Annotated in this window: 22 protein-coding genes; all 22 read right to left on the minus strand. The window is 38.8% G+C overall.

Annotated elements, in window-relative coordinates; translation table 11 throughout:
• Positions 1-87 precede the first annotated feature (87 nt).
• The 22 genes from ACO08I_RS28140 to ACO08I_RS28245 all read right to left on the minus strand — a co-directional run bounded on the left by ACO08I_RS28140 (position 88) and on the right by ACO08I_RS28245 (position 24975).
• On the minus strand, positions 88-690 hold the full coding sequence (locus ACO08I_RS28140) for a sugar transferase (protein WP_421947808.1): 603 nt from the start codon (positions 688-690) through the stop codon (positions 88-90).
• Positions 674-1813 carry a hypothetical protein gene (locus ACO08I_RS28145; RefSeq protein WP_421947809.1) on the minus strand — a complete coding sequence of 380 codons (1140 nt, stop codon included), beginning with the start codon at positions 1811-1813 and terminating at the stop codon, positions 674-676. Before ACO08I_RS28145 ends, ACO08I_RS28140 begins: the two co-directional genes overlap by 17 nt.
• Complete coding sequence (locus ACO08I_RS28150; RefSeq protein ID WP_421947810.1) at positions 1810-2766, minus strand: polysaccharide deacetylase family protein; 957 nt, start codon at positions 2764-2766, stop codon at positions 1810-1812. The genes ACO08I_RS28145 and ACO08I_RS28150 overlap by 4 nt, the downstream gene beginning before the upstream one ends.
• Positions 2738-3307 (minus strand): HAD family hydrolase, encoded by a 570-nt coding sequence (locus ACO08I_RS28155; protein WP_421947811.1) that lies wholly within the window; start codon positions 3305-3307, stop codon positions 2738-2740. Before ACO08I_RS28155 ends, ACO08I_RS28150 begins: the two co-directional genes overlap by 29 nt.
• Positions 3308-3309: 2 nt before the next feature.
• Positions 3310-4473, minus strand: coding sequence for an ATP-grasp domain-containing protein (locus ACO08I_RS28160; RefSeq protein ID WP_421947812.1), 1164 nt, complete (start codon positions 4471-4473; stop codon positions 3310-3312).
• Positions 4463-5692, minus strand: coding sequence for a glycosyltransferase family 4 protein (locus tag ACO08I_RS28165; protein WP_421947813.1), 1230 nt, complete (start codon positions 5690-5692; stop codon positions 4463-4465). Before ACO08I_RS28165 ends, ACO08I_RS28160 begins: the two co-directional genes overlap by 11 nt.
• A 113-nt stretch (positions 5693-5805) precedes the next feature.
• On the minus strand, positions 5806-7023 hold the full coding sequence (locus tag ACO08I_RS28170) for an ISL3 family transposase (RefSeq protein WP_421947082.1): 1218 nt from the start codon (positions 7021-7023) through the stop codon (positions 5806-5808).
• 401 nt (positions 7024-7424) lie between these two features.
• Positions 7425-8558, minus strand: a complete 1134-nt coding sequence (locus ACO08I_RS28175; RefSeq protein ID WP_421947814.1) for a glycosyltransferase — start codon at positions 8556-8558, stop codon at positions 7425-7427.
• Positions 8555-9616, minus strand: coding sequence for a glycosyltransferase (locus tag ACO08I_RS28180; RefSeq protein ID WP_421947815.1), 1062 nt, complete (start codon positions 9614-9616; stop codon positions 8555-8557). Before ACO08I_RS28180 ends, ACO08I_RS28175 begins: the two co-directional genes overlap by 4 nt.
• Complete coding sequence (locus ACO08I_RS28185; protein ID WP_421947816.1) at positions 9613-10974, minus strand: hypothetical protein; 1362 nt, start codon at positions 10972-10974, stop codon at positions 9613-9615. The genes ACO08I_RS28180 and ACO08I_RS28185 overlap by 4 nt, the downstream gene beginning before the upstream one ends.
• Positions 10975-10997: 23 nt before the next feature.
• Positions 10998-12476, minus strand: a complete 1479-nt coding sequence (locus ACO08I_RS28190) for an asparagine synthase-related protein (RefSeq protein ID WP_421947817.1) — start codon at positions 12474-12476, stop codon at positions 10998-11000.
• Between the two features lie 397 nt (positions 12477-12873).
• On the minus strand, positions 12874-14187 hold the full coding sequence (locus ACO08I_RS28195; protein ID WP_421947818.1) for a DDE transposase: 1314 nt from the start codon (positions 14185-14187) through the stop codon (positions 12874-12876).
• 118 nt (positions 14188-14305) lie between these two features.
• Positions 14306-14545, minus strand: coding sequence for a helix-turn-helix domain-containing protein (locus tag ACO08I_RS28200; protein WP_421947819.1), 240 nt, complete (start codon positions 14543-14545; stop codon positions 14306-14308).
• A 297-nt stretch (positions 14546-14842) separates the two neighbouring features.
• On the minus strand, positions 14843-15973 hold the full coding sequence (locus ACO08I_RS28205) for a CapA family protein (protein ID WP_421947820.1): 1131 nt from the start codon (positions 15971-15973) through the stop codon (positions 14843-14845).
• A gap of 4 nt (positions 15974-15977) precedes the next feature.
• Positions 15978-17078, minus strand: coding sequence for a hypothetical protein (locus tag ACO08I_RS28210; RefSeq protein WP_421947821.1), 1101 nt, complete (start codon positions 17076-17078; stop codon positions 15978-15980).
• A 33-nt stretch (positions 17079-17111) separates the two neighbouring features.
• The gene (locus ACO08I_RS28215) at positions 17112-18380 is read right to left on the minus strand and encodes a hypothetical protein (protein WP_421947822.1); all 1269 of its coding nucleotides are present in this window, start codon (positions 18378-18380) and stop codon (positions 17112-17114) included.
• The gene (locus ACO08I_RS28220; RefSeq protein ID WP_421947823.1) at positions 18361-19497 is read right to left on the minus strand and encodes a hypothetical protein; all 1137 of its coding nucleotides are present in this window, start codon (positions 19495-19497) and stop codon (positions 18361-18363) included. The genes ACO08I_RS28215 and ACO08I_RS28220 overlap by 20 nt, the downstream gene beginning before the upstream one ends.
• 28 nt (positions 19498-19525) lie before the next feature.
• On the minus strand, positions 19526-20677 hold the full coding sequence (locus tag ACO08I_RS28225; RefSeq protein WP_421947824.1) for a hypothetical protein: 1152 nt from the start codon (positions 20675-20677) through the stop codon (positions 19526-19528).
• Positions 20678-20750: 73 nt separating this feature from the next.
• Positions 20751-21479, minus strand: coding sequence for a dTDP-4-amino-4,6-dideoxyglucose formyltransferase (locus tag ACO08I_RS28230; protein WP_421947825.1), 729 nt, complete (start codon positions 21477-21479; stop codon positions 20751-20753).
• Entirely contained in the window at positions 21476-22570 is a 1095-nt protein-coding gene (locus tag ACO08I_RS28235; RefSeq protein ID WP_421947826.1) for a DegT/DnrJ/EryC1/StrS family aminotransferase, read from the minus strand. The genes ACO08I_RS28230 and ACO08I_RS28235 overlap by 4 nt, the downstream gene beginning before the upstream one ends.
• Positions 22557-23549 carry a Gfo/Idh/MocA family protein gene (locus ACO08I_RS28240; protein ID WP_421947827.1) on the minus strand — a complete coding sequence of 331 codons (993 nt, stop codon included), beginning with the start codon at positions 23547-23549 and terminating at the stop codon, positions 22557-22559. The genes ACO08I_RS28235 and ACO08I_RS28240 overlap by 14 nt, the downstream gene beginning before the upstream one ends.
• 4 nt (positions 23550-23553) lie before the next feature.
• Entirely contained in the window at positions 23554-24975 is a 1422-nt protein-coding gene (locus ACO08I_RS28245; RefSeq protein ID WP_421947828.1) for an NDP-hexose 2,3-dehydratase family protein, read from the minus strand.
• Positions 24976-25001 lie beyond the last annotated feature (26 nt).

A 25001-nucleotide genomic window follows, 5' to 3' on the forward strand; every position in this document is an offset into this window, starting at 1 on the left:
TCTGCACATGCCTTTGGAACCGACTCAATTTGATCCAGTCGAGCTGCTTTATGTAATATCCAAGGTATAAAAATCGCTTTGCAAACATTAATTATCGCCGTTAAAGGGTTGCATAGGTCGTTCAGTACTTTGGTTGACACCCTCTCGTTGTATCACCTTTTGCACCGTAAGCCATAGGATTTTAATATCTAGCCAAAAGGACTGATGATCCACATAGTAGACATCTAATTCAAACTTGCGCTTCCAGCTGATGCTATTTCGACCGTTGACCTGCGCCCATCCGGTGATGCCAGGCTTTACATTGTGTCGGCGGCGCTGATCAGGTGAGTATAGCGGTATGTATTTGAATAGTAAAGGGCGGGGGCCGACGATGCTCATTTCACCTTTCAGTACATTAAATAATTGGGGCAGCTCATCGAGAGAGCTTTTGCGTACAAATGCGCCAACGGGTGTCAGCCGCTCGTTATCCGGCAATAGCTGTCCGTTCGTGTCCCGTTCATCGGTCATGGATTTGAACTTCATTAGGTAAAAGGGACGCTCCTGATAACCGGGACGCTGTTGCCTGAAAAATGGCTGGCCATTGTTCTGAATATACAAAATAAGCATTAGTCCCAGGGTAATAGGGGCGAGCACAATAAGCAGTACGGCAGCAGCGAGTATATCCAAAATAGACTTAATTTGCGTGTACACCTTTAGCTTTTTGGATTTGCTGTACTAATTCTGCAACAGATACAAACTCTACATCGGGCCAGCGCTCTACTATTTTTTTTAAAAGGGTACGCAGTGCTGCCAATCCCTGCACCCGATTTTTTGGATCTATATGCCCACAAAAATTTACCCGATGCGAGCTGATGATCGCAGGTTTATTCCAGCGAAAAGCAGCTTCTATTTGCTTAAGCGTAAAATTCACCCAATCCAAACCCCGTTCCTCGGTAGGTTCAAACACGACATTTCTTGTGATAGTAACCTTACCTGTATTCTTATTGCAATGTGTCCGGCTTAATACTCGTTTATATTTCCCATCACCCAAGTGTTGTTTGTAAGTCAATGGACGATCAATGGCTTGTATACCATTTTTCCAGAGGGCAATATTCAGCGATGGGTGGAACTGCTGAGCAGGAGGTGTGAAGGCGATAGCCCGATAGCCAAAGACAGAATTAAAAGCTTCTAGCCCAAAATGTAATACTTCTGGAAAGAGCTTTAACTCTTCAATTTGGGCGAAAGAAAAAGCAGCCGACCATCCAATGGTAGGATAGTCTTTCTGTTGAATACTAGTGTATGAGCGGTTTTCAAGAGCGTTCATGATGTCATGGTCTCTCCTTTGCAGTTTCTCTTCAAATACCTTTAGGTTAAGGTGCTCACGACCGTGGAACTGCGGGTGTAAAAAACCCTGTGTAATTCCTTCTTGCCAAAGCGCCCACGCTCCTTCATAAGACTGAGGATGTAAAGTACTCAATTTATTGTAGGTAGTGGGTAGTGGCTCATAACGATAGCCTTGATAATTATCTTCTTTAATTTGTTCAAAGTCGATATTGCACGGTAGAGCATAAGGTGTGAATACGGCTGTGTTACTATTTCTATCTTTTACGGAACTAAGTGTTTCGTAAAGCATTTCTAGATCCTCACGGGTTTCTAGAGTATCTAAAGCATCAAATCGGGAATTTACAGGTAACCCGGCTTTATCTAACTGCAGTCTAGCTAGCTTAGAATGTAATCGTACCGTGCCATAATCATCCACAGCAAAAAGGATGAGTTTGCGTTTCGTACGCCAACCGGGAATGTTTTTCAAATGAAGAAGGATACTAGTTTTCATAATGTAGAGTTTTTTCCTCTAGCTACTAATTCTCTAAAATTTATTTTTTTTAGAGTCTTTTGCTGCTCAGTTGCTTTAATAAAGTTTTTCATGGTGTCGAACCTGAAACATGAAAGTAAATCATCTAATTTATGAATGGTATTTTTACGATTGAACCACATAGAGCGCATTTTTAACTGTGTCCATAACGATTCCTTTTTCAAAGCAGCTAAATAATAATCGGGATATTGTTTTGTATCTAACTCATATGGGTGAATATACAAAATACTTTGAGTAGGGTTTTGTGAAAAACCAGTTTTTATCAGAGAGTAAGGTAATAATCTAAGATAAGACCCCCCGCTGTATGGGAAGGCTTTGCCAAATAGCTTTATGGGTTTAATTGGTACTTCAACAAGTTTTCTGTTATCGTTTCCAATTAGTAAACATGGATTCTCCGAAAATCCAGGCCATCCATACCGACTGGCTTTGATTGGCATGATGCTGCTATCATATTGAAATCCACATTCAAGAAGGACATCGATTGCCCAAGGTGTTCGCTCTGATATAGAAAATGCTGGTGCCCGATGTCCGATAACATATTGCCCGGAGATATCTTCCAATTTTTTCTTGGCACTACTGAGCTCTTGCCTTGCCAATTGTGGTGTCATTTGGGAGAATAACAGGTGCTTGTTACCGTGAACCGCTAATTCATGTCCCTCGGAAACAATTCTTTGTACTAACGCCGGAAAAGCTTCGGCCACTTGGGCTAAGGTGAAAAAGGTTGCTTTGGTATGGTGTTTGGCAAGAAGGTCTAATATTACTTCTGTAGTGCGTATTACCCGATCAGTTTGTGGTACTGTTTTATTGAAAATGTCGCGCATAGCAATACTTACACCGTCTTCAACGTCAACGGAGAAAACGGATTTTACCTCCAGAGCCTTGGTTTTATTTTGTTCTTGTGACAATCGTTCCATTTTTTACGATATTTATACAATTAGCGATTTCCATTAACGGTTTGTCACTATATGAATCCGTATAAAGAGCTTCAATTGTTTCAATCCCATTTTCCTTCAGGACCAACTTTTTTTGTTCTCCGTACATGTTTTTTTCCAAGCCCAAGACTTTTCCTTTCTCAAAGTAAAGGCTTGAGCCTATTACTCTTTCCCCAAGAAAGAGAATAGAAAGGTAGACATCAAACGATGCAGAAATAATTAATCTCTTTTCTTTAGGGACGCTAAGAAAATGGATGCTATATATATTGTTTAATGGAATTTTTTGAGTATAAGTGATTGCTTTCTTTAACAAATAATCCCGTGATTTCCCTTTGAGAAATAATCTAACCCCTATTTTTTTCAATACCGTATTATTAATAATTTTAACTTTATGTAGTATGGCAAAAAACAAAATAATCCCTCTTTTAAAAGAAAAAAACAGGTTACTGCTATCTACCTCTTTGTAAAATCCCCAAAGGGTATCTTCATTGGTAAGGGTTTTATCAAAATCAAATACAACCAAGTTTAGCTCAATTTTTTCAGGAAGCGTTTAAATGACTTGCTGTTAACGGTAAAATAGAGCAGGTATGCGAGGCTACTGCATGCGGAAGCATAGGTGAAATTAATATAGCAAGTCTTTCTAAAGTCAAATGTAATTAAGTCTTTGAAAGGTAGCTTACCTTTTAAGAAGCTAAGTAGTTCAAACGGAAACCACCATCTAATGTACCTATTTTCAATAGTTTTGAGAGATTTTTGAGGCTTGGATTCGGAGTTCACACTATAGCGGACGTAATCTTCAAGCATCCGGGAGTCATTGAATGCAGAAAGCAAAACAGAGCCCCAAAGCCTAGGATTTAATTCTATTATTTTCCACTCTTTTGAGTTTTTATCTTGGATAAATTCAATCATTGCTAGTCCCGTCCAATTTAGAGATTGCAACAATTCTGCTCCGATAGGAAGTATTTCCGAGTTGTTTCCCGATTTTGAATAAACTGTCACCCCTCCATTTTCGGGAAAGGTACGTAGCCTCTGATGAGTATACTGGTTGAGAACCTCGCCGTTTTTGCAGAGAAAAAATGCTCCGGCAACTTTCTGCACAGCCTGTATTTTTTCTTGAATTAAATAATTTTTGGAATCTAAGGATTTTATAAGGGATAGTTGTTCAGGACGGTCAATATGCTTAATACCTACTGAGCCTTCTCCAAAGAAAGGCTTTGCAATGAGTGGCTGAAACGAAAATTCAGTTGTTAAGACCTTTGATTTTGTAAATGATTTAGGTATTGAGAAACCATTTTGTTCGCAGTGGGCTTGAAACAGCCCTTTGTGACTGGTAATCTTAAACGCTTCCTTACAGGGCAATAAATAGTTTAGTTGATCTGGTTGTCCATATTTGTCCACAAAAGTGTACAAATGACGAGTGGGTTTTTCAGATACAGGAAGGTATACTAAGCGAAAAGAAGCATTACGTTCCAAGATGTCAATAAAATCCTTTTCGAATAAACTGTAAGAATGACTTCTCAATAGGAAAACATCTTGACCATAAATGAACGGAAGCTGATATTTTACATTTTTACTTGCGCATAAAATAGTTGGAAATTGATACAATCTTTTAATGATGTTGACAGTATCAAACCCTTTTCTGGAATCGACGTCAGAAACTATTACTTTTAATCCTCGCTTATTGGACATGAGACTCTATTTTAGCCTGCTGCTCCAAAAAGTCAATAAGCCTCCCGTAAACGACCTGCATATCTCCGTATTTTTTAGTGAATGCTAGTGCATTCGCACTATGTCTATGCAAAAGGCTTGGATCTTTGAGATAGGATTCAATATTTTCAACCAAGGCATCTACATCTTGTTCCTTATTATTTAATCCCAACTGTTCTTTTTTGATCAATTCAGCCATTTCGCTTTGTAAAGAATTTAACAAAGGAAGTCCAGCACTCATATAGTTGAAAAATTTGTAAGTAATCGTTTGTGTTAAACTATTCTTATGCTGGATCAAACCAACATCAGCAATAGCATACTGGTGAATTAATTCTTCTTTGCTTAACCATCCCAGATACTTCAGATTTTTGGTCTGCTTTTGAGCCGATATTATTATATCTAACTGAGGACCTTTACCTGTGATGATGAATTGACTCTGACCCGGATATTTGCGTTCGATAATCTTAGCAGCTTCGATAATTGTCGGTATGTCATAAGAACTTGCAAGGCTTCCTGCATAGATTAGCCGCAATGGACCATCATCTTTTTCATGCTCATATCGCTGTAATTCTGATTGAATAGCATTTAGGTCGATTGCTAAATAAAACAGTTCAACCGGTTTGTCATCATCATGAAATTTATTTGCCCAATCAAGATAACCATTTGAAATGGCTGTCACTGCGGTACTACGTTTTAAAGCCATTTTAAGTCTACAATAAAAAGATCTAAGAAAGATCCTTACTGTTGATTTGATCTGGTTAGGCACATCTTTAATAAAAGAATCGGGCCAAGGGTCAATAACATCAATAACGACGGGTATATCTTGGTTTTCGGCCCATTTGGTAACCTCATAAACTGTGCTTAAAGGAGGCATACTTATGAAAATAATATTAGGCTTTGGTCGTCCTGGAAATTCACTGACTAGTCGTTTGGCATAATTTCTGTGCGCGAGAAAACGTCTGAGGCTAATATTTCTAGTGTATCCCATGGATCTAGTAAAGTGTACTGTATATCGGTCGTAGATTTTTTTTGAAACGCTCTTATCGAATCTATGCGTTTTTGTTGTGTGTCGAAAAGTGCTAGTGAAATGAGTAACAAAATGACCTTTTGCAGCTGCAGCATTGGCAATGCTAATAAATCTTGGATATATTGGTTCATCCAAAGGTGTAGGATCAAAAAGAGAAATTAGCCAGATATTCATAAACCTCTTTTATGTTTTTAGTTTAGTCTTTTTACTCTAAGTACATGACAAAAGTTGAAATTTCTTCTGCTCATGATAGCTAAGTTTAAGGGTTTTTAGGCTCTTCGCCATATTTAGTGGATTTTCAAATCAAGTCCTCCGAGTTTGAAATAGATCATCAGGATGAAATTGTGTGGGTTCCGATAGCCTCTGGCAATTCTCTTTATTTCCTGAATCTTTAGGTTCACCCCTTCAGCGAAAGCATTATTTGCCAATCTTTTGAAGTAGGTCTTAATACCGTACCAATGGTCATGGAGCATATTGACAAACTCCTGGATGGGCTTGATCCCGCTGTCCCAAGCCATCTTTATCCACTCATTGAGCGGCTTGAGGCGCTTGGTGAACTGAGCCGCATCGAAAACTTCCCGGAATAGCTCTTTGAGCCGGTAGGCCTGGCCTAGATTGGGGAATGCTTCTTTTAACAAGTCCAGGCGTTGTTGCTGCTTTTGAGATAACTTGCTGGCATTGCGCAGCCATAAATACCGGCTGTGCTTGAGCGCCTCCTTAAACTGCTTTTGTTCTGCTCTTCGAATAGTATCAATAGCTTCATTAAGCTTTTTGACTAAATGAAAGCGGTCAAAAACCATCTCGGCTTGTGGAAGGTAGGACTCACAGGCCGCGATATAGGAGCGTGACATATCTAGAGTCACTGACCGTACTGTAGCCCTGTCTGCGCCACGTGCTTCCATATCGATAAGTGCATGGCTTACAGCTTTTTGGTCTTTGCCCCGAGATACGCCTACTACCTTTTTAGCTTGCCGGTCACATAGGATGGTCAGGTAGTTGTGCCCTTTCTTTCGTGAGGTCTCATCGACAGACAGGTCCTTGACCGTTCTTAGCTCCTGAGTAGCCAAAGCGTTGCTTACATGGCGGCCCACTATACGGCTAGCTATACGGGAATCAAAGCTGTAGTGGCGGCCAACTGCAGAGGCGCTCATGCCTTTATCCATAAGCTTTAGAACGTCAAGCTCAAACAAAAGGGTAAAGGAGCTGCCCGGCTCAGCCCAGGGCACAGCTACCAGGCGTACCTCTCCTGACTCCGTCTTCACCCGCGGCACACGTGCGTGCAGATAGCAGTCATGTTGGAAAAAACGCAGATGCCGCCAACTCCGCAATTGATGATCGTGCACAGGGCACAGCTCGCCCTCGTACTCAAATTTGACCCGCTTATGGTGGTCTACTTCGATATGGAGTTCCTTTTCTCCCTGTGCTGTATCTCGAAAGTCAATTTTCTTGATATACCAAGGTGATTTTAGCGCTAAGGCTGCTGCAAATAGTTCGGTGTCTTTCATCTGCTAAAAATACGAAACCCACTATTAATGGCGAAGAGCCGGTTTTTATAAATCAAGCTACCTGTCTAGTTTTTTGGGGGAACTCCACAACAATGAAACGAGCTTGCTGCTTCTGACACAGCGGGCTCTCAGCAAGAAAACGCTGGATTCGGCGAACCACGCTGTCTACCTGGGCTGGCTCTTCAAAAGCGCAGACCATTCGCCGAAGCACTACACTGGAGGCTTTGGCAATCGCAGGGATGATCTTTTCAAGGAACTTGTACCGAGCGCCATGCAATTCCGGGAAATATTCTTACAGAGCTTGCCCGAAAGCGCTACCTTTGAGGTTTGCTGTCATGTCTTGTTTTTCTTTGGTTACTAACCTTTAAGATATGGCAGTCTTTCTTATTTCCCGTTTTTTGTTATGTGCTCCGCTTTTTACTAATCATCTCACAGAGGGCTAAATATTTTTTAGCTCTCTCAAATGCAGTATCAAATTCATTCAATTGAAGTTTCCCTTTTGAAATTAAATCATACTTTAATTGAGGATTGTTGATTAATTGTATGATAGAATTTGCTCCTGATCGGGGATCCTGTGGGGTAAAAAATAAAGCCGCCTCTCCACAGATGCTTCTTGCAAAACCTAAATCAGTCGTAATAATAGGCTTGCCCATTATCATAGCCTCAGGATATGACGCAGAAAAGCACTCTGCTAGGGTAGGCATGAATATAGCGTCACATTCATCATAAAGTGATGGACATTCCTCAGGAGCTATAGGACCATTATTATGTACACCAGCAATAGTTTTCCCTTTTAGTACCTTATCTATAAAGTCTTCAGATTTAAGCGTAAGTACAAATTCCACATTTTTTACTCCTTGACCATGAAGAATTCTTTGTACTTCAGGAATTATATCTAGATTTTTGTGCGGATACCAAGAAGAGACTGTTAAAAAACGGAAAACATCTGGAGTTTTTGGATGGAGTTTCCTAGGATATCTATTCCAATTATGGTAGAAATGATTGTAAGTATTGGTGACGGTATGTACTTCTTTTGTTCTTAAGACCTTTCTTACCCTTTCATTTACATCATCTGTTTGAACTACAAATGCAGATGCATCCCGTCGGAAATAATAGAAATGGGCTAATTTTTTCAGACACATCTTTATTTTTTTGGGGAATAGCCATCCCTTGACGTATGGAGATTCAGGATAGATGTATAGGGGCAGATTAAAACCAATAATTTGCGGAGCTTGAGAATGAAAATACGTAGGACCAGAGGTAGAGATAATCGCATTCGGTTTAATCTTTTGCTCTTCTTCGCGCAGTATCCGATTGATTTTTTGGGTTTTGCCAAAATCAATTTTGCCGAAGTCAAAGAAAGAAAAGTGAAAATTAGCTGAAAAATCTTTGGTCTGTAACGATTTTGCAACTCCAGGTCCGACCCAAACATAATACTCGTTCTTAGGAAACCCTCGGCATTCATAAAGAAAAGATAGGGCTACCTGAATGGCTCCACCGAATCGTTGATGCGCTGAATTAATAATAATTCTCACGATGTTTGGAATGCAATTTCTAGATATTTCCGGGCAATTTTTCCCACTTCGAATTGTTTTATTTTTTCTTTAGCAGCCATTCCAAGTTTCGTTCTTAGTTCAGGATCATCAACTAATAGCTGGAGTTTCTCTTGATATAGGTGATGATCGTCTAAAGGGATAAGGAAACCATTAATTCCATTATCGATCAAGTCTGATGGACCTGCAATGCAGTCAAAACAAATACAAGCACAGCCATATGCCATAGCTTCTGCTAATGCATTTGGAAAACCTTCTGAAATAGAAGTAAATGCAAAAATAGCAGCTTCCTCATAAAATTGATGAACTTCTTTTTGCTGTCCTAGCATGAATACCTTGTCCTCAAGTTTTTTTTTAGCAATTAAATCTTGACATTTTTGTTCATTGGGACCAGAACCTACAAGGTATAGTTTCCAATTATCTTTACTTTTTAGTTTATGAAAATAAGTGATTAGCCAATCCTGATTTTTTTTTCCACCAACCCTGCCTACATTTAAAATAAAAAGTTTCTTTTTGTGGTTTGCTATAACTCGCGCTACAGGATTACCAATTACATGAAATGTTGATTTATGATACTTTTTGCTGAGAATTTTTTTTGCTGAATTAGTTTGTAAGATTACTCCATTTGCAAAAGGATATACTTTGGGATTTATAAGACCTCGAACTCCTGATAGACTAGAATATGGAGATGCTCTATTGCATACGTATATTGGAATGCAAAGCCCTAAAGTACTAATTATCACAAAACTATTATACCCTTCTCCAAAACTTATAATACTGCTAGGATTTTCGGCTTTGACTTTTTTTCGTAACCATAATCCTAGAGGATGGATCCGAAAAAATTTACTGAGTTTACTGATGTTAGTTGGACATTGAATTAACTTAACAGCTGCATCAATCGTATAAAAAGACGGCATACTACTTAAACAGAGTAAGCTTACCTGAATGTTTAGCTGACTTGCTAAATAGTTAGATAGACTTGATACTACTCGTTCTAGCCCTCCTCCTTTTAGGGAGGGGGTAATAATCATTAATTTCATGATTTAAGTTTATTAATGATGAACCTAATTTTACCTCTATCATGACCTATAGATTCAACTTCATGAAAAATAATATCTAACTGTCCTTTTGTTTTTGTTTTTAATATATCTCTTACTGTTTTTTTTACATTGGTCAACACAGCTCCCTGTTTAGGCACAATAAAAATATTGATGGTGCTAATATCTTCTTGGGAAATTTGAAATTGTCTGATTAGATCAGTGTAATCATCAAATATAGTAGTTAGATACTCTCCTGTTAGGATAATACCGGACGAAGTCTTAATAAAATCGGAAATCCTTCCTTTTACGGGATGTATCATTGGGAAAAAAGGAGCTTGACTTAAATGGTCTTCTGCAAAAGCAGTGCGATCTCCCACTCGATATCTAATCAGCGGGAATGCATAATTATGAAGATCCGTTAATATAATATCCCCTTGTTGATTTGCGGAATGAATGCTAGAACCATCTCGATTAACGATCTCCATATGCCTGTAATCATAATCTAGTATGAGATTATCACTAGCGGGTACACCTGATGCTACCCAGTGTATTTCGCTACAAGCATATTGGTCTAATACAGGAGAGTCAAAAACTTTTTGAAAGAGATTCTTTTGGAATGTAGTGGTAGGGGCTGCAGTGACCCATATACATTTAGGCGGCTTACTGAATCTCAAATTTTCCTGGTCCATGAAAATAGCAAACTGCTCTATTGCCCCCACATAGCCCCAGAATATACCCGGATGTTTTTTCTCTGCAATTTTGTAAATTTCATTAAGCTTAGTAGCATCGAGAGAGGATGCATCTGCTTTAATCCGAGTAGTCGGCCACCATATTGCTTGATTAACTACACGTTTGTAGCATTTTTGATCTGTTGGAACCTGCCGCCAAAACATTAGTTTATCTTCAGCAGGGCTGATTTTCCAGTGTTTCAACATTCGCCACTGTAATACTTCTTCGGGAAAACGCTTGTCGCGGGCTAATTTGAGAGGTTCTCCAGTACTTCCTCCCGTAGTAACTTTTCTAACGTGCTTAGACTCAAGTTTGGGATTAAAAAATTCATTGAAGTGACTTTTGATATGATGCTTTTCTAGGATAGGGATATCTTCCCAAAATGATGGAGAGTCAAAATATTGGGATTTGAATGTAATATTTCTGTAATACTCTTTGTAAAATGGGATGTTTTCGGCTGCGAACTTAATCAGTGCAATTCGTTTGCAGCGATTAAGATGTAGCAGTTCATCTAATCTAAGGTGCTCATTCTTTAGCGCAATTTTATATTCTTTCATCGCTGCGTTCCTAAATAAAGAATTCTTTGCAATGAAAATGTCATGTTTCCAATTGGTTGTCTTGTTTTTCATCGATTGTTAAATGGACGGCAGTATTATTTTAACCGTAATTTTCGATAAAGATTTATTAATGTATACTCGATTGCTGTTTTTATTCCTGAGGAAGAAAATTGCTTTGAAGCGATAGTAGAAGTATCAATCAGATCCATATATTTTTCACTGAAGAACGAAAAAGAAACTAACCATGTCAGTCTCTCTAAATAATCGTTATTTTGATTTGGAAGTCTACGTATACCACTTACTAACTGTCGAACAGCACCTTCATCAAAGATATCTTTTCCAATTTCTGGCAACTGCTTCAATCTGTCAACAATTTGTGGAAACAAATCTTTTTGGATAATTGTTTTATAATCGTGATGATTTTTAGTGTACTGATCAGGCTTTCCATCTTCACTGCCATACGGAAGACCTGTTCTTGCCCAGTTAAATTCACTCAAATCCGTAGCAAAATGATTTAGAAGATGTGTATAAATATTATCATTTCGCAAATGAGGAGATAACGACCACATAAATCCAAACACTTTTGGAGATGTAAATGCCTGTCGGACAGGTGTATTTTCATTAATTAACTCCATGCACGGATTTAACATTCTTCTCATATAATGTAACTCATAATCTAACTCAAGTTGAGATTGTAGTGATGGTCTTGGAAAAAGGCGGTGATATTGGTGAATATCTTGCTGCCAGAGACCTTTATATGCTTTAAAGCATTGAGGATTGAATAGAAAGCCAAAGTTTCTTATTCTATTTGTAAGCGGTAAAAGACGGCTCATATGGCGACCTGAGTACTCAGCCCGCCCGACACTATCACCATAACTCCCTGCTAGAAGTATATCTATCTCACTAGAAGCTATTTCGGCGATTTGTGGAATTGCATGTAGGTGTATCCCCGAATATTCGCAGCCGCGGTGACCTGCTAATATGAGATTGTTCCACATATCATTTGGTGTAACCAAAAAATGCTTCCAATTCCAACCCAGTGTTTTTGCTATCTGTTTCGCATATATCACGTCTCTGGAGCAATGATTCCCCCAAGTATATCCTGTGACAGACTGAACATTAATGATTCCTTTTTTTATTAGGAAATCTAGAATCCCTGCTACTATTCGACTATCCATACCACCACTCAATAGTAAACCTATGTGGATTTTACCCTCAGTAAAACTTTTAATCTCCTCGCAGAGAAGTTCAAATAGACGAGCAGCAATATCAATTTCGTCCATTTGCAACTCTCTATGTGTAGGAATATTGTGGAAGTTCCAACCTGTAAAGTTAGCATTAGGGAAAGCCATCCATGGTGTCCTTCTTATTTGTTTAAAGATGGTTCGATCCCCTAACATGAAATTCTTATTGAGAATTTCAATAATAGCTAATGGGTCTATTGTTAATGGTTGTTCAAATGTCTCTACTATATTTTCAAAAGAACGATTGATAGAGAGTGTTTTTCCTTCTTTTTGGAAATAGAAAGGATTGGAAAATCCTAGGTGATTGGAATAATTAAAAAGTTCAGTCACTATTAGATTTTAGTAAAGTTGAATCCAGACCGCGCGCGCTTGTGTGTGCGGGTTTGGTTGATAAAAAAAACTGTTATGTTACGTCGTATGGTAGATACAGACCAAACATACGAGTATGTTTGGAGCACTAATTTGGCAATCATTTCATTATATATAAAATAGGGTCTACCTTGAAAATTACTTTCGGGAGCCCCGATCAGAACAAAATTTGGTTACTTTGACCTTGTTGTCAAGGCTAGCTGGAGATTTTTTTGGCGCGGCTGAGCTATTTTTGGGGCCGGGCATTGCCTTTTGGCTGTTTTTTCATGTCAGAGCCCAAGAGGTTAAGGGCATCCTCAGGCTACTTCCTTAGAATGCAAGATGTCTTGTCCGCCCTTGGCTTAATCATACTGTTGCCCTAAGCAGCGCGGGCCTTCCTGCTGCGGCTGAGCTTTTTATGCTTGCGCCTTGCCACTTTCATCGCATTAGCCGTCATCATCCCAAAGAAGATCCATGTTATTTCGGTATGCTCATTGCGGGCTTTGATCTTCCGCAAGCCGTAGTGGTTTTTGTCATTGCCATAGCTCCCTTCCAGTTCTGTTGACCGCGCTTTGCCAAACTGCGCCGGCTGCTGGTCTTCTTCCTTGCGCATCTGTGCATCCGATGTACGGCGGCTTTTAGGCTTGAAGTTTGTGCGAATGCCTTCATCCGAGCAGTACGAGCGGTTGTCGTTCGTGGCGTATATCGCGTCTGCGGCCAGTTTGTCCAGCTGCCCAAAGTGCTTGCGGTGGAAGGCAATGGCTTCTTTGAGCCTCACCCTTTCGTGGAAAGCTTCGAAGCTGAAGTGCTCTATGAAGTTCAGCCCGCCAGCCTGCCAGGTGTTTACCTTGGCACCGAACTCTGTGCGGCTGTTCTCCTTGCCCCGCACGATCGGGCGGATGTAAGGCTTGTGCAGGCTTACGATCCGCTCAGGTACAGGCTCGCCAGGGTTGTCATAGTGCCACTGCTGCTGGGCATAGACCTGAGCAATTGTGCCGTAGCGCTCCATGACAGCCTCATCGCACAGCTCCCGCTGGCCCGCCGCACGGTACTGCTCAAAGAGCAAAGCTAGTTGGCCCAGCAGTTTAGCGCACAAGTGCAGGAGCTGCCTCCGCCTACGGCGCTCCAGCTCATAGGGCTTGCGCCGACGGCGCGAATAAGCCATTTGCTTTTTGCGCTGTTCGTTGTACTTGCTGCGCGGGCGGGGCTGCCCCAGTTCCTTCGATATCAGCGCAATGCGCTCATGCAGCCATTCAGCGCTCTGCCACAGCAGTTTTACGTCTGTTGGGTAGCGGATATAGGACTCATAACAAGTCGCGTCGCACATACCACGGCTCAGGTTGCCCATCCAGGGCTTCCAATGCCTGCCCAGTATAGGCTGGGCCTGTTCTATGGCGAGGTGTTTAGCCACGAAGCTGCGGGCTTTCCAGATAATGTCTTTGTCTTTGATCCATTCGCTCTTGCCCAAGCGGATACCACAAAATAACTGCATCGACCAGTCTGTATTGATATGTTCCAGCAGCTTAGCATCGCTGCAGCCTTCATAGGCTTTTAGGAATTGCAAGGCGACCTTGCCGTAGTTGTCAAACCAGGGCTTAGCCCCTGTGCTATTTTCGGACTCCGGCAGCAATGCTGCCAATTCGGCTATTGGCAGCCTGCTGTGCAGCTGCCCAAGGTGGGTGCGCTGAGTCATGGCTGTACCCCAAATTGGGGCGGAAAAAATGTAACTGCAAAACAAAATTGGGTTATCTTGTGGACGCAAAACAAAATTCGACCCGGAAAATAGGTCTTTTTTGGCTTTTTCCGGGTTTTCATGCCCTTTTTAATACTTCTAGCCCTCTACATTCTTGATGTGGCTTCAATTTCAGGGTAGACCCTCTAGCTACGCTATGGTCTAAGCCATCAGCACCATCAGCTTGATACTGATTTTTCCAGTAATAGTACGTTGCAGGATACACATCATACTTCGCCAAAGTTACTTTGACCCCATAAGCTTTAGCTTCATCCAGAAGCTCCAACTTCCTAGAAAGGAGCCCATCTAAAAGGACCATTCAAAGCAAAGCGCAATCATCCGTCCACACTGAGCTTGAGAAGTAGTATAATGCTTGGGTAAGCCCAGTGCGCAGCGTGGTCTAACATTCCATCGGCGGCATCAAATGATTGGCCTTACTCTCTAGCCTAAAGCTGTACTGGGAGCAAGAGATACCGCGCCAAATTTTTATTATTGGTTGTGGTCTGCACAACCCGCGGGTTTGCTTTCGGAGCTCTGCGTATGCACGTGGCGTGCAGAGAGTGCGCTGCGCGTCTAACCTTTTACTTTCCATAAAAGTTTAAAGGCTATTAAGGTATTAGTTTTTTTCTTTTTGTTTAGATAGTAAAGCTATTAATATGTCTCTATGTGATTCACAACGGATCAAATTAAGCAATAATTTCTTTTTTCGCGCTGACCACAAACTTGGTATCCATTTTCTATTTTGTAAAGCTTGTAAGTAACGGTTAGGGTGAGGTTCTAAGTAAGCACTATACTGTTTAGTATGTTTTTTGACCCATTGCTCAAAAAAAACTTGAAGTAATCTATCGTTTTGAATAACCTCATTTTGTTCACTAAGCGCTTTCAATCTTGCGTTACTCAAATCTTCCACAAGTACTTCAAAGATGAGATTGTCTATGAACTGATTAAATAAGAAGAACTCGAAAGAAACCTTACCCCTTTTATTAAAAGTAAGATAAACACCCATTCCTTCATGCCAAATAGAATTATTGGTGCTTAGACTTGGGAATAAGAAATTTCCTATTGAATAAAAAATAGGAGCATCCTGATACACTTCATAACCACTAATGCAATGTGGATGATGGTTAATCACAGCACTAGCTCCTGTATCTACATAAAACCTAAGTAATCTTTTCAATCGAGGGCTAGGATAGGAATACATCTCATGTCCTCCATGATGGATTACTAATACAAAATCAGCTTGACTCTTAGCCGCCTTTATGACATTGTAGTTAGATACAGGATCTACGGGGTTTGCACCATGTACATTACCATGAGTGGTAGACCACTCATTTTCAGCTATGTTTATTACAGCTAGTTTTAATCCATTCCTTTGGATATACTTTGGTCTTTCCGCTAACGAGAAGGTCGCTCCTGCACCAACGTAAGCGATATCAGATTGATCAAGGACTTGAAAAGTATCTCTGATACCCTTTTCCCCAAAATCCAAAATATGATTATTGGCTAAAGTCACTATATCAAAGCCACTATTTTTCATCCATACAGCAGTATTAGGATGATTCTTCAATACAGGTCCCGTTTTAGAGATCGGCTCATCATGAGTAGTAAGCGGAGCTTCGAGATTTACGATAGACAAATCAGCTTTAGCTGTTAGTGCCTTAACAGGTTCTAGCTGAACCTCCAAAGAAGAATTAGACACTTTGAATGCATCTCCTAAATATAAATCCCCTAAAATTAGTACTTTCACTTTATTACTTGCTAGCCATTAATTGACCAAGTTGAGGAGAAGTCATAAACTCCACTGACGGCCATTTTTTTATGATATTTGATAGTAAAGTGTTAAGTAGCTTTAAATTCTGATCGCGGTTCCTGGTGTCTAATCTACCTATATAATTAACTCTGTGAGTCGATATAATTGCCGGTTTTCTCAAAGCGAAAGCAGCTTTTACCTCTGCCAAGCTCTTATCGACCCAGTCAATATTAGGATTTGAGCTAGGCTCGAAGTGTACATTTCGTACAAGCGCGTATTGTTTATATGGATTCCTATGGCCTAAAAATCTACGCTTTGTTTGCTTTTTCTCCGCCTCCAATGAAGGAAAAAACTGAATAAAACCTCCCTGAATGAATTGCACTCCTTCTCGGGCTGAAGCTTCTTCAACTTCATGCCCCCAAACATAATTTGGAGCAATGAATGAAGCAGAACGATAACCGAAAAGCTTTTCAAAGATGTTCAAACCATCTGCTATTATAGAAGAGGAAGCATCGTTGGCTCCATCAAATGCAGAAAGGAAACTTTCCCTACGTTGTGAAATAACATGTCCACTGACGCCGAACATTCCATAATCAAAAGCCAATCGTGTTATTTCATCACCACTCTGTAGCGCTTTCAGCCATCTGGTAGTATTGACATGTTCTCTTCCATGTGACTGCATGAAAAAGACATTTTTATTTTTGCCTTCAAACCACATATCCAATAATGAATTCCTGTTGGAATACTGTTCTAGAGTTTTGGGTAATAGTTGATAGCTGTAATGGCTGTAATCCGAAGCTGCAATGGCTGCAAAATCAGGATTTGCCACCAAACAATTGGCAGTCAGACAAGCGTGATTGTAAAAACCTTTTGCTTTACTAAGGACTTCAAAAAGAAATGCTAAATCTTCATGTTGAGCGATGGAATCATACATCATATAGGTGCATTGCTTAATGTTTACGTTTCGCTTATGCAATGCCTCAAGAGACTTAATACTAGGTGTACGGACGCTACCCCAATCATCGCTCTCCAAGATAACTATTTTACGCTTTGTTCGCCATCCCAAAGTGTTTAGGGCTAGTATTTTCAGCAATTGTTTCATGTAATAGTTCTAAATATTTGGAATGAAAAAGGCTTAAAAGATAGACTTTAAAACATAATTTATGGTTATCTCATCTCCTCCTAAAAACATCAGAAAAATGGGATTAGAGAAAAATGTAGATATACTTGCAAAATAAAATAGGGTTCTGAAGGATACAATAATAAAAAGACTTACTATAAAGTAAGCAATAGGTTGTAACTCCCTAAACCATTTGTGTATAGATAGTAAATTAAATTTAATAATTATGTAAAATATACCGAGGAAATATGGTATAAAACTGAACCTGCCTGCACTTGGTAAATGATCAACAAGGTTTATAAAACTGAAAGAAACAAGTGTGAATGACAGCAGAAGATCTATTTGCGCAGTATTTGAAGTTCTTCTAAAGATTCTATGATAAGCTAGAATAGCAATTAACGATTTAACTAAAATTTGAAACCAATAAAAATAGTATCTAGCATGCCAAGATTTACTCGCGCTTCCGCCAAATTGACGATTATATACATCATCCGTTAAATAGTTATCTGTCGCTGAAGAAACTTCTTCTGCAACAGATAAACTTGCGATAATATTCGATGCACTATTATTATCAATAAGACCATTTGGGGTGATTAATGTTAATAAGTAGAAGACAAACCATACATTTAAAAATCTACGTGTAAGGAAAAATAAAATTATCAGAGGGATAAAAAACCAATAGGTAAAATGAATCATTGGAGCAATTAATAACAACAGCAATATTTTCCAATTTGAATTTTCTAAAAATCTTAAAAAAATATTCAAAAAAAATACAGTTGCAGTCGCAAAACGTAATCCAGTGGCTTCTTCCAAGCTGGGTAAAAACAGAATAGAGAGTAGCAATAGAAACGGAAGAATGATTTTGGACTTATTTTCCCGATATCTTTTGTAAACTCTTGTAAAGTTGTCAGCGTAAAAATATCCAAATAAAAAGTAAATACCGAAACCTAGTAGTTTTAAGCTGTTGCCTACTCTAGAAAGCAAGTAAAACAGAATACTTTTGTAGTAATCTGGTCGAGATGTTAACTCATGAAAGTCAGATATTTCCTGCCAATTAAATGTTCCTATCTCATACCATCGAGAGAATATTCTGAAATGCCTAAGAATGTCAGATGAGGAACCTTCCTCAATTGTAAATGATAAGCCATAGAATACACTAAACGCCCATAAGAAAACCTTAATTTTTCGATAATCACATGAGTTGAAAGCTGCTATTAGGCTTCCAAACGGCCAAATTAGAAAAAGTAGCCAATAGTTAATAATATTACTTTTTGATCGTCTCATCAAATACTTTAAGAAACTGATTGACAACATTATGGATTTTAAAGGGCTCTATATCCAATTTATTTAATTGTTCGCTATAATCTCCTGATATAAAATGGTATATATCTCTCACATTTCCATCGATTCCGAAATATAATATTGGTTTCCCGATATAACTGTAATCGATAAGCTTTGAAGGAACTTGACTTAGATGTTTCGGTTTGAATGCTACCAAAAAGTCTACTTTGGCAAGCTCCTCTAATAACTCCATTCGGTCAATATAAGTAAAAAGTTCAATCTTACCTGCTTGTATTAGATCGTTAGCCTCCTGCTTTACAAAATCTATATTCTGTGTATATATCCTAAATCGAAAGTCATCAGGAATAGCCCTAAGCGCTTTAAAAAGCGCTCTTGACTGATGTAGAACTGTTCCCATATCACCAGAATAAATAAAATAGGGGCAAGTTATATCAGTATCCTTCTTAGTGGGAAGCTGTGTTCTTTCGGGGAAGCGAAACCCATGTGGAATCACTTGGATTTTTTCATGAAATTCAGTAAAATAGCGGTTGCGTGCACCTTCGATCGGTATGCTTATTACATCAGCCTTACGCATAAACCACTTTTCAACTATTGCAAAGTGCGGCAATATTCGAAAGGAATCATTTTGTCTCCCATAGTAAGGGTCTCCACAATCAGCAATCCATATTTTAGCTGGATTTTCATTGGGCTTTTTAGTGCTCCATCGGCTTGCAACTCCCCAGTGAATGGCGTATGGTACTGCAATCGAAATAAGTACCTCGTAGCCTTTTTGCTTGGCGAGCGCTCTATTTATTTTAAAAACAAGCTCTACCGATGGATAATCAAATAACATAGACGCTAACCTCTTCAATATTTTTCGGAATAGCATCTGGATACGTCCTCCTTTTAACTCAATTTCTGACCACTTTTGTTGACCCAAATCGACTAGCTGTATGGCATGCTGCCGTTGCCATTCTTCCTGTCCATCACGGAAGGGGGTTAAGACCGTGACTTCATGCCCTTTTTGTTTAAGTTCCAAGGCAAGCTCTGTTGCGCGAAGCGAGCGAGCTGATTTTACGGGATAAAATGAACGGCAAACAATTAATATGTTCAATGGCATTATATTAACAACTTAATATATGATTGCCTTAAGCCGATTCTTCCTCTGCTTTATAATCCAGAAGAAGCATCATATCTTTTTTTTCTTTAGCAACAGAAAATTCACTTGATATAAGCTCAAAGTTTTCTCGTGCTTTTTCAGGAGACAAGCCAGTTAAGTCGGCTTTACTATTCAAATCTTTTTCAAAAGAGAAAACATGAAACCCCCTCTTTTTTAACCAAAGCATCATATTATTGTCTTCTCGTAGAAATATTTTAACTCCTTTAGATAAAAGGTAGAATATATTTCCGGCAGCTTCTTGCTTTCTATGTCCAAATAAGGCCACACTAACTTTGTCAAGTTCCTTGTAGTATAGATTCCTAGGTAGGAATGCTAAAAGTGGGATGAATTGATCGCCAAATAATTGGATCCCAAAATCTTGGATCGCTAATCTGATACTATCATCACCGTAGCTTAATGGACATAAGATTCTTCCATCGTGACTAATTTCATACAGGCGGCTTAAAATGGTTTTGTGATTACCATTTCTACTAGCAGCATGATTGACCAATACATAAGAGTCCGCTACCTCAATAGCTGCTTTTTGGAATGAGTCCGAACGCTTAATGAGCTCATAATATACAAATCGCTTGAAAGTTGCTTTTGTATCAAAATGGTTAATTAATAGTTTATAATCGAATTCATTCCAAAAGCAAAAGTGGTCAAGCTGGGCGATAAATTGCTCGACTAACTTATCTGGATCAGCACCGAGGATCAATGAGCGCTTAATATTATTAATAATTTTACTAAGACTTCGCTGCTTAGAGGAGTTATTTATTGAGTAATCGTGTAATTGATAATTGAATTTTTCCGCCAATATGCTGTACAAATCAGCACCATAAAAAATCCAAAAAGTTCGAAGAGGGAAATCTCGTTTAAGCTTAAGAGCGGTGGCTGCCTTTCCTGCGTTCAAATAATGAATGAAAAGATTTTTAATAGGATACTCTGCAAACATTTTTTTCATAATGTTTATCCCCTTCTTGGTATGATACGGAATCAAGTAAATGTTGTTCCCTTGTACGCTGCTAGTTTCTTGCCTCGATATTTGAAGAATATAGATATTATTGTCTGGGTAATATCTTTCAAATAAAGCAACCGCTCCGGCTAAAAATTTTTTATCACTAATGAGGTGCAGATTCACAAAATCTAAAATTACTGAAACTAGGAATAATAAGTAAGAAATACAGGCAAATCAATAGGAACAAATCGTAACACTACTCAATCTCAATCGATAATTTGAAATAAACTTTTTTTCCTGTCTCTTCATCATAAAAGAAAGCGTTCTTATAATCTCCATGAGATAAAGCTCGTAGTCTATCAAAAAACTGATTGAAATCTCCTTTTTGATTCAAGTCAATTTCGCATAATGCCTCGAAATCACGCTTTCTGTAGATATTTCCTGTATCTTCTGGGGGCGTAGGTTCATAAGTGCCCATTATAATTGCCTCAAAATACTCTTGAAATAATTCAATCTCTTTATCTAAAACGCGATTGTAAATAGTAAAGGAGGTATCCCACTTATATTTATCTACAAATGCACGAGCTATTATAGGACCGTTATCTAACTTTTCGTCCATTTCATGGATAGTGGCTCCAATTGGTAAGTCATCTATTATAGCAAATACTTGTGGATACCACCCACGATTTATAGGATTGTAACCTGGGTGGATATTTATGCAACGTACACTATTCACTAATTTAGCTGGAAAAAATTGAAAACAATGAATAGAAATAACTAAGTCATAGTTTTCGATGATAGAATCAGCGTCATTTTTAACATCAAGCATTTTATCTTGATCAAGAAAGTCTGGGTGTTCCCAAATTTTACTTTTTATAGGACTGTGGTAAAAATCAGTACTTACATCAGACAGGTTGGTCTTTTTAAAAACGTGCTTTACCCTTTCATATTGGATAATATTGTCAATGATTACCAATACTTTCATGAAAATTGCTTTATGATATCAATAATACGTTCCATATCTTTTAGCTCTAAATCCTTGTACAATGGCAAACAGATAATCCTTTTAGAGATATCCTCAGAAATTTCACGTTCAGCGTAGGGGACGATATTATTAAAAGTATTCACCGCAGGGTAAAAATATCTTCTTGGGAAGATATTTTCAGCATTCAGTTTTTTCAACGCTTCTAAGAGCAAGGTCTCAGAAGCAAAGATAATTGGAAAATAGGAGTAGTTTGTTTCTCCGATCTTTATGGTCTGGAAAGTCAAAAAATCTAACTCCATAAGTGCCTCTTTATAGAAGCGGTACTTAGTTTTTCGATCATCTAATACTTCCTGATGGTATTTTAAATTGGCAAGACCCAATGCCGCATTTACTTCGGTCAACTTACCGTTGAACCCTTCTCGAACAATTTCCTTATTGTCATCATGTCCGAAAAAACGGATTTGTTCTAACAGTTTCGCCAAATGAGCATGTTGTGTAATACAAGCTCCGCCTTCTGCAGTGTTAAGTAATTTGGTTGCGTGGAGGCTAGTCGCTGAAATGTCCCCCCAATTCAGTACACTCTTCCCTTCATAGGTAGAGCCGATAGCATGCGCGGCATCATAGATTACCTTAAGTTGATACTTTCCTGCAATCTCTTGGATTGCTTCTACATCACAAGGGTTGCCAAATACGTGAACGGGCATAATAGCTACTGTATTCTCATTGATTTGTGCCTCTATGGTATTTGGATCCATGTTTAAAGTATCGGGCTCGATTTCTGCAAATACGGGTGTACATCCTTCCCATTGTATGGCACTTAGTGTTGCTACCCAAGTGAAAGGGGACGTAATGATTTCTCCCTTTATGCCTAAGGCTTTGATGGCCATTTGAATAGCAATAGTCCCATTGGAAACTACATATAGATGATCAATCCCTAGCACCTTTTTTAACTGCTGTTCCAACAATTGGACTTTAGGACCGTTATGAGTCAAAATGCCACTTTCCCAAACTTCTTGTAGCAATACCATATAATCTTGCAAAGGGGCAAGAGACGGCTTAGTCACATATATGGGTTTATTATTGTTGTTCATTTGCTAGGTTTTTAAATTCAGTTAAAAGCTTACTTTGCATTATATTGGCCTGATATTCGATTTCTAATTGCCGAGGATCTCTATTCACAACAAGTTCATAGAAATATAGCAACATGTTTCTATACGGATTATCAGGTTCTAATTCAATTTGCTTTTGTCCTGTTCGTTTTTCTAGTAAAACAGTAGGTTTATAACTAGGCTTTGCAGTGAAGATTCGATTAGTATAGAGCTTCCCTTTAGACCCCAAAATTTCAATATTGCACTGATAAAAATTATCAAATCCAAAGGCAATTTGAGCAAAATGCGAGCTTGATTCACTTTCTAGAACCCCCCCCCCCCAAATATCGACTCCTAATTCAGGATCAATCCACAATGAGGCCGCTTTTACACTCAGCGGCTGAGGGATGAACATCTGCGCAATCTTTATGGGGTAGGCTCCCGCATCTAATAGAGCGCCGCCGCCCAGTTCAGATTGATAACGGATATTGGTTTTAGTATTTGGAAAAGGTGGAAAGCAGAAAGTACTTCGAAAAGAACGTATTTCTCCTATTTCTCCGGATGTAACCATATCTTGTATGGTCGCTAATTGCTGGTGGAACCTAAACTGAAAGTTTTCTACTACAACAATTCCTTTTTCTTTTGCTTTTTGGCATATGACTATCACTTCTCTATTTGAGCAAGCCAAGGGTTTCTCGACTAGTACGTGAATTCCTGCCTCTAAGCATTTCATTACGTATTCATAGTGCAGCGAATTGGGCAATGGTAAATATATTGCATCACAGCAGTTAGCGTTAATCATTTCTTCGTAAGAAGGAAAAGCTTTTGCATCATATACGTCAGCCAGTTCCTGAGCCTTACTCATGGTCCGGCTAGCAATTGCTGTAATTATATAATAACTTGGTAGATCCTTGATATTCGGGAGGATCGCTCTCTTAGCTATATCAGCAGTACCTAGAATTCCGATATTTAGTGATTTCATTGATCTAAGCAAATTGTATTGCTGCAAGAAGACTCCTGGCTTGAATATTTAGGAAGTTGTTGAATTTCAGAAATGTTTGTAGTTGATTGAGGGTCATCCAAATATAGTTCGAAGGCAGAGCCTCGTTCATTTCATCACCTGCGATTACAATCATATTTCTATTTTGCTCTTTATAGAATCGACCGCCTTCCTCTGACTGTAGTGTATCAAACACAACCTTTTCTTCTGGAGCATTAAGCACATAATGCAAGAAAGGTAAAGCTTCTTCTTTTGTCTGTCTATAATTGCCGGTTAAGCACTGAACAGTGGGAGCCAATTCAATCGTATCGAAATTACCGCATTCCAACTTAGCCTGAACGATGAAATGGAGTACTCCTCCAATCATTTTACCAATAAAAGCGCACAAGCCTTCTTGAGCAGGTTCTATCATTGGCTGGGTCCAATTAATAACTTCTCTATTACCAATCGACACTTTGACAGGTATAACTTTAAAGTACTTATTGTCTACATGTCGAATTTGATCCTTTTCGATTACCCAGTTGTCGAGGTTTTGGAGTGGCTTATTGACTACTTCTAATTCATAATGACTCTTTTGCAACGTAATGAAATTGATAATTTCATCTATGGAATGTTTAGCGATATTAGCATTAAGAAAAGATTTTAAAAGACTACTTTGGAATGTTTTAAGCTGCGTATCACCTAAAAAGGTGAGAAGATCCACTATTCCTTCATTAATCTCTCCATACTGGATACCTGAAATGACTGTACGGGTATCCATATTGACAAGATTATCATAGTTCATAAGGGCTTTAATTTGGGCTAATGTTAACCAGATATAATTGTCCTTTACTTCTATCTCTTCGTCAACTTTGATAATAATATTTCTATTCCTTTTACGTAAAAAGCGGGCCCCCTGCTCGGACTGTAACTGGTCTAGTAGCTTCTGCTTGGGTGTTATATTTAAGAAATATTCAAGATAGTCAGGGGTCCTTCCTTTATGTACTCTGGTATAATTACTTTTCGTAGCCTGAAGAGTAGGAGAGAGCTGGACATAATTTATATTACCGGGCTCTATCTTTGCTTGTATCAAGAAATATAGAACGCCATTAAACTCTTTCGTAATGAAACCTAAAAAACCGATCTCAGGCTGATTTATAATCGGTTGATCCCAACTAGGTACTCCACCCCAATTAGTGGTTACATTGATTCCTTCAATAGTGAAGAATTTGCCACTTTGGTGCCTTAGGTTATGCTTCTCTTGATCAAAGTGCCACAGTTCTAAATCTTCAAAAGCTATCTTTTCTGTAGACAGATTAATCTTTTCTTTTTGTAATGTTAACCATTTGACCGTCTCTTCAATGGAGATGAAAGGGTTTTCAAAGGTTAAAGCGCTTTTTAAAAAAATTAGATTATTTGATATTTCCATTCAAGCGTATATATTATAGGTTCTAC

It is taken from the genome of Phaeodactylibacter xiamenensis, assembly GCF_965229835.1.
GTDB lineage: Bacteria > Bacteroidota > Bacteroidia > Chitinophagales > Saprospiraceae > Phaeodactylibacter > Phaeodactylibacter xiamenensis.

What these genes read in the sequence shown, in the direction of transcription:
- ACO08I_RS28145 (WP_421947809.1), bottom strand. Translation starts at nt 1,813, where the DNA reads ATGAAAACTAGTATCCTTCTTCATTTGAAAAACATTCCCGGTTGGCGT.
- ACO08I_RS28150 (WP_421947810.1), bottom strand. Translation starts at nt 2,766, where the DNA reads ATGGAACGATTGTCACAAGAACAAAATAAAACCAAGGCTCTGGAGGTA.
- ACO08I_RS28160 (WP_421947812.1), bottom strand. Translation starts at nt 4,473, where the DNA reads ATGTCCAATAAGCGAGGATTAAAAGTAATAGTTTCTGACGTCGATTCC.
- ACO08I_RS28165 (WP_421947813.1), bottom strand. Translation starts at nt 5,692, where the DNA reads ATGAATATCTGGCTAATTTCTCTTTTTGATCCTACACCTTTGGATGAA.
- ACO08I_RS28170 (WP_421947082.1), bottom strand. Translation starts at nt 7,023, where the DNA reads ATGAAAGACACCGAACTATTTGCAGCAGCCTTAGCGCTAAAATCACCT.
- ACO08I_RS28180 (WP_421947815.1), bottom strand. Translation starts at nt 9,616, where the DNA reads ATGAAATTAATGATTATTACCCCCTCCCTAAAAGGAGGAGGGCTAGAA.
- ACO08I_RS28185 (WP_421947816.1), bottom strand. Translation starts at nt 10,974, where the DNA reads ATGAAAAACAAGACAACCAATTGGAAACATGACATTTTCATTGCAAAG.
- ACO08I_RS28195 (WP_421947818.1), bottom strand. Translation starts at nt 14,187, where the DNA reads ATGACTCAGCGCACCCACCTTGGGCAGCTGCACAGCAGGCTGCCAATA.
- ACO08I_RS28200 (WP_421947819.1), bottom strand. Translation starts at nt 14,545, where the DNA reads ATGGTCCTTTTAGATGGGCTCCTTTCTAGGAAGTTGGAGCTTCTGGAT.
- ACO08I_RS28210 (WP_421947821.1), bottom strand. Translation starts at nt 17,078, where the DNA reads ATGAAACAATTGCTGAAAATACTAGCCCTAAACACTTTGGGATGGCGA.
- ACO08I_RS28215 (WP_421947822.1), bottom strand. Translation starts at nt 18,380, where the DNA reads ATGAGACGATCAAAAAGTAATATTATTAACTATTGGCTACTTTTTCTA.
- ACO08I_RS28220 (WP_421947823.1), bottom strand. Translation starts at nt 19,497, where the DNA reads ATGCCATTGAACATATTAATTGTTTGCCGTTCATTTTATCCCGTAAAA.
- ACO08I_RS28230 (WP_421947825.1), bottom strand. Translation starts at nt 21,479, where the DNA reads ATGAAAGTATTGGTAATCATTGACAATATTATCCAATATGAAAGGGTA.
- ACO08I_RS28235 (WP_421947826.1), bottom strand. Translation starts at nt 22,570, where the DNA reads ATGAACAACAATAATAAACCCATATATGTGACTAAGCCGTCTCTTGCC.
- ACO08I_RS28240 (WP_421947827.1), bottom strand. Translation starts at nt 23,549, where the DNA reads ATGAAATCACTAAATATCGGAATTCTAGGTACTGCTGATATAGCTAAG.
- ACO08I_RS28245 (WP_421947828.1), bottom strand. Translation starts at nt 24,975, where the DNA reads ATGGAAATATCAAATAATCTAATTTTTTTAAAAAGCGCTTTAACCTTT.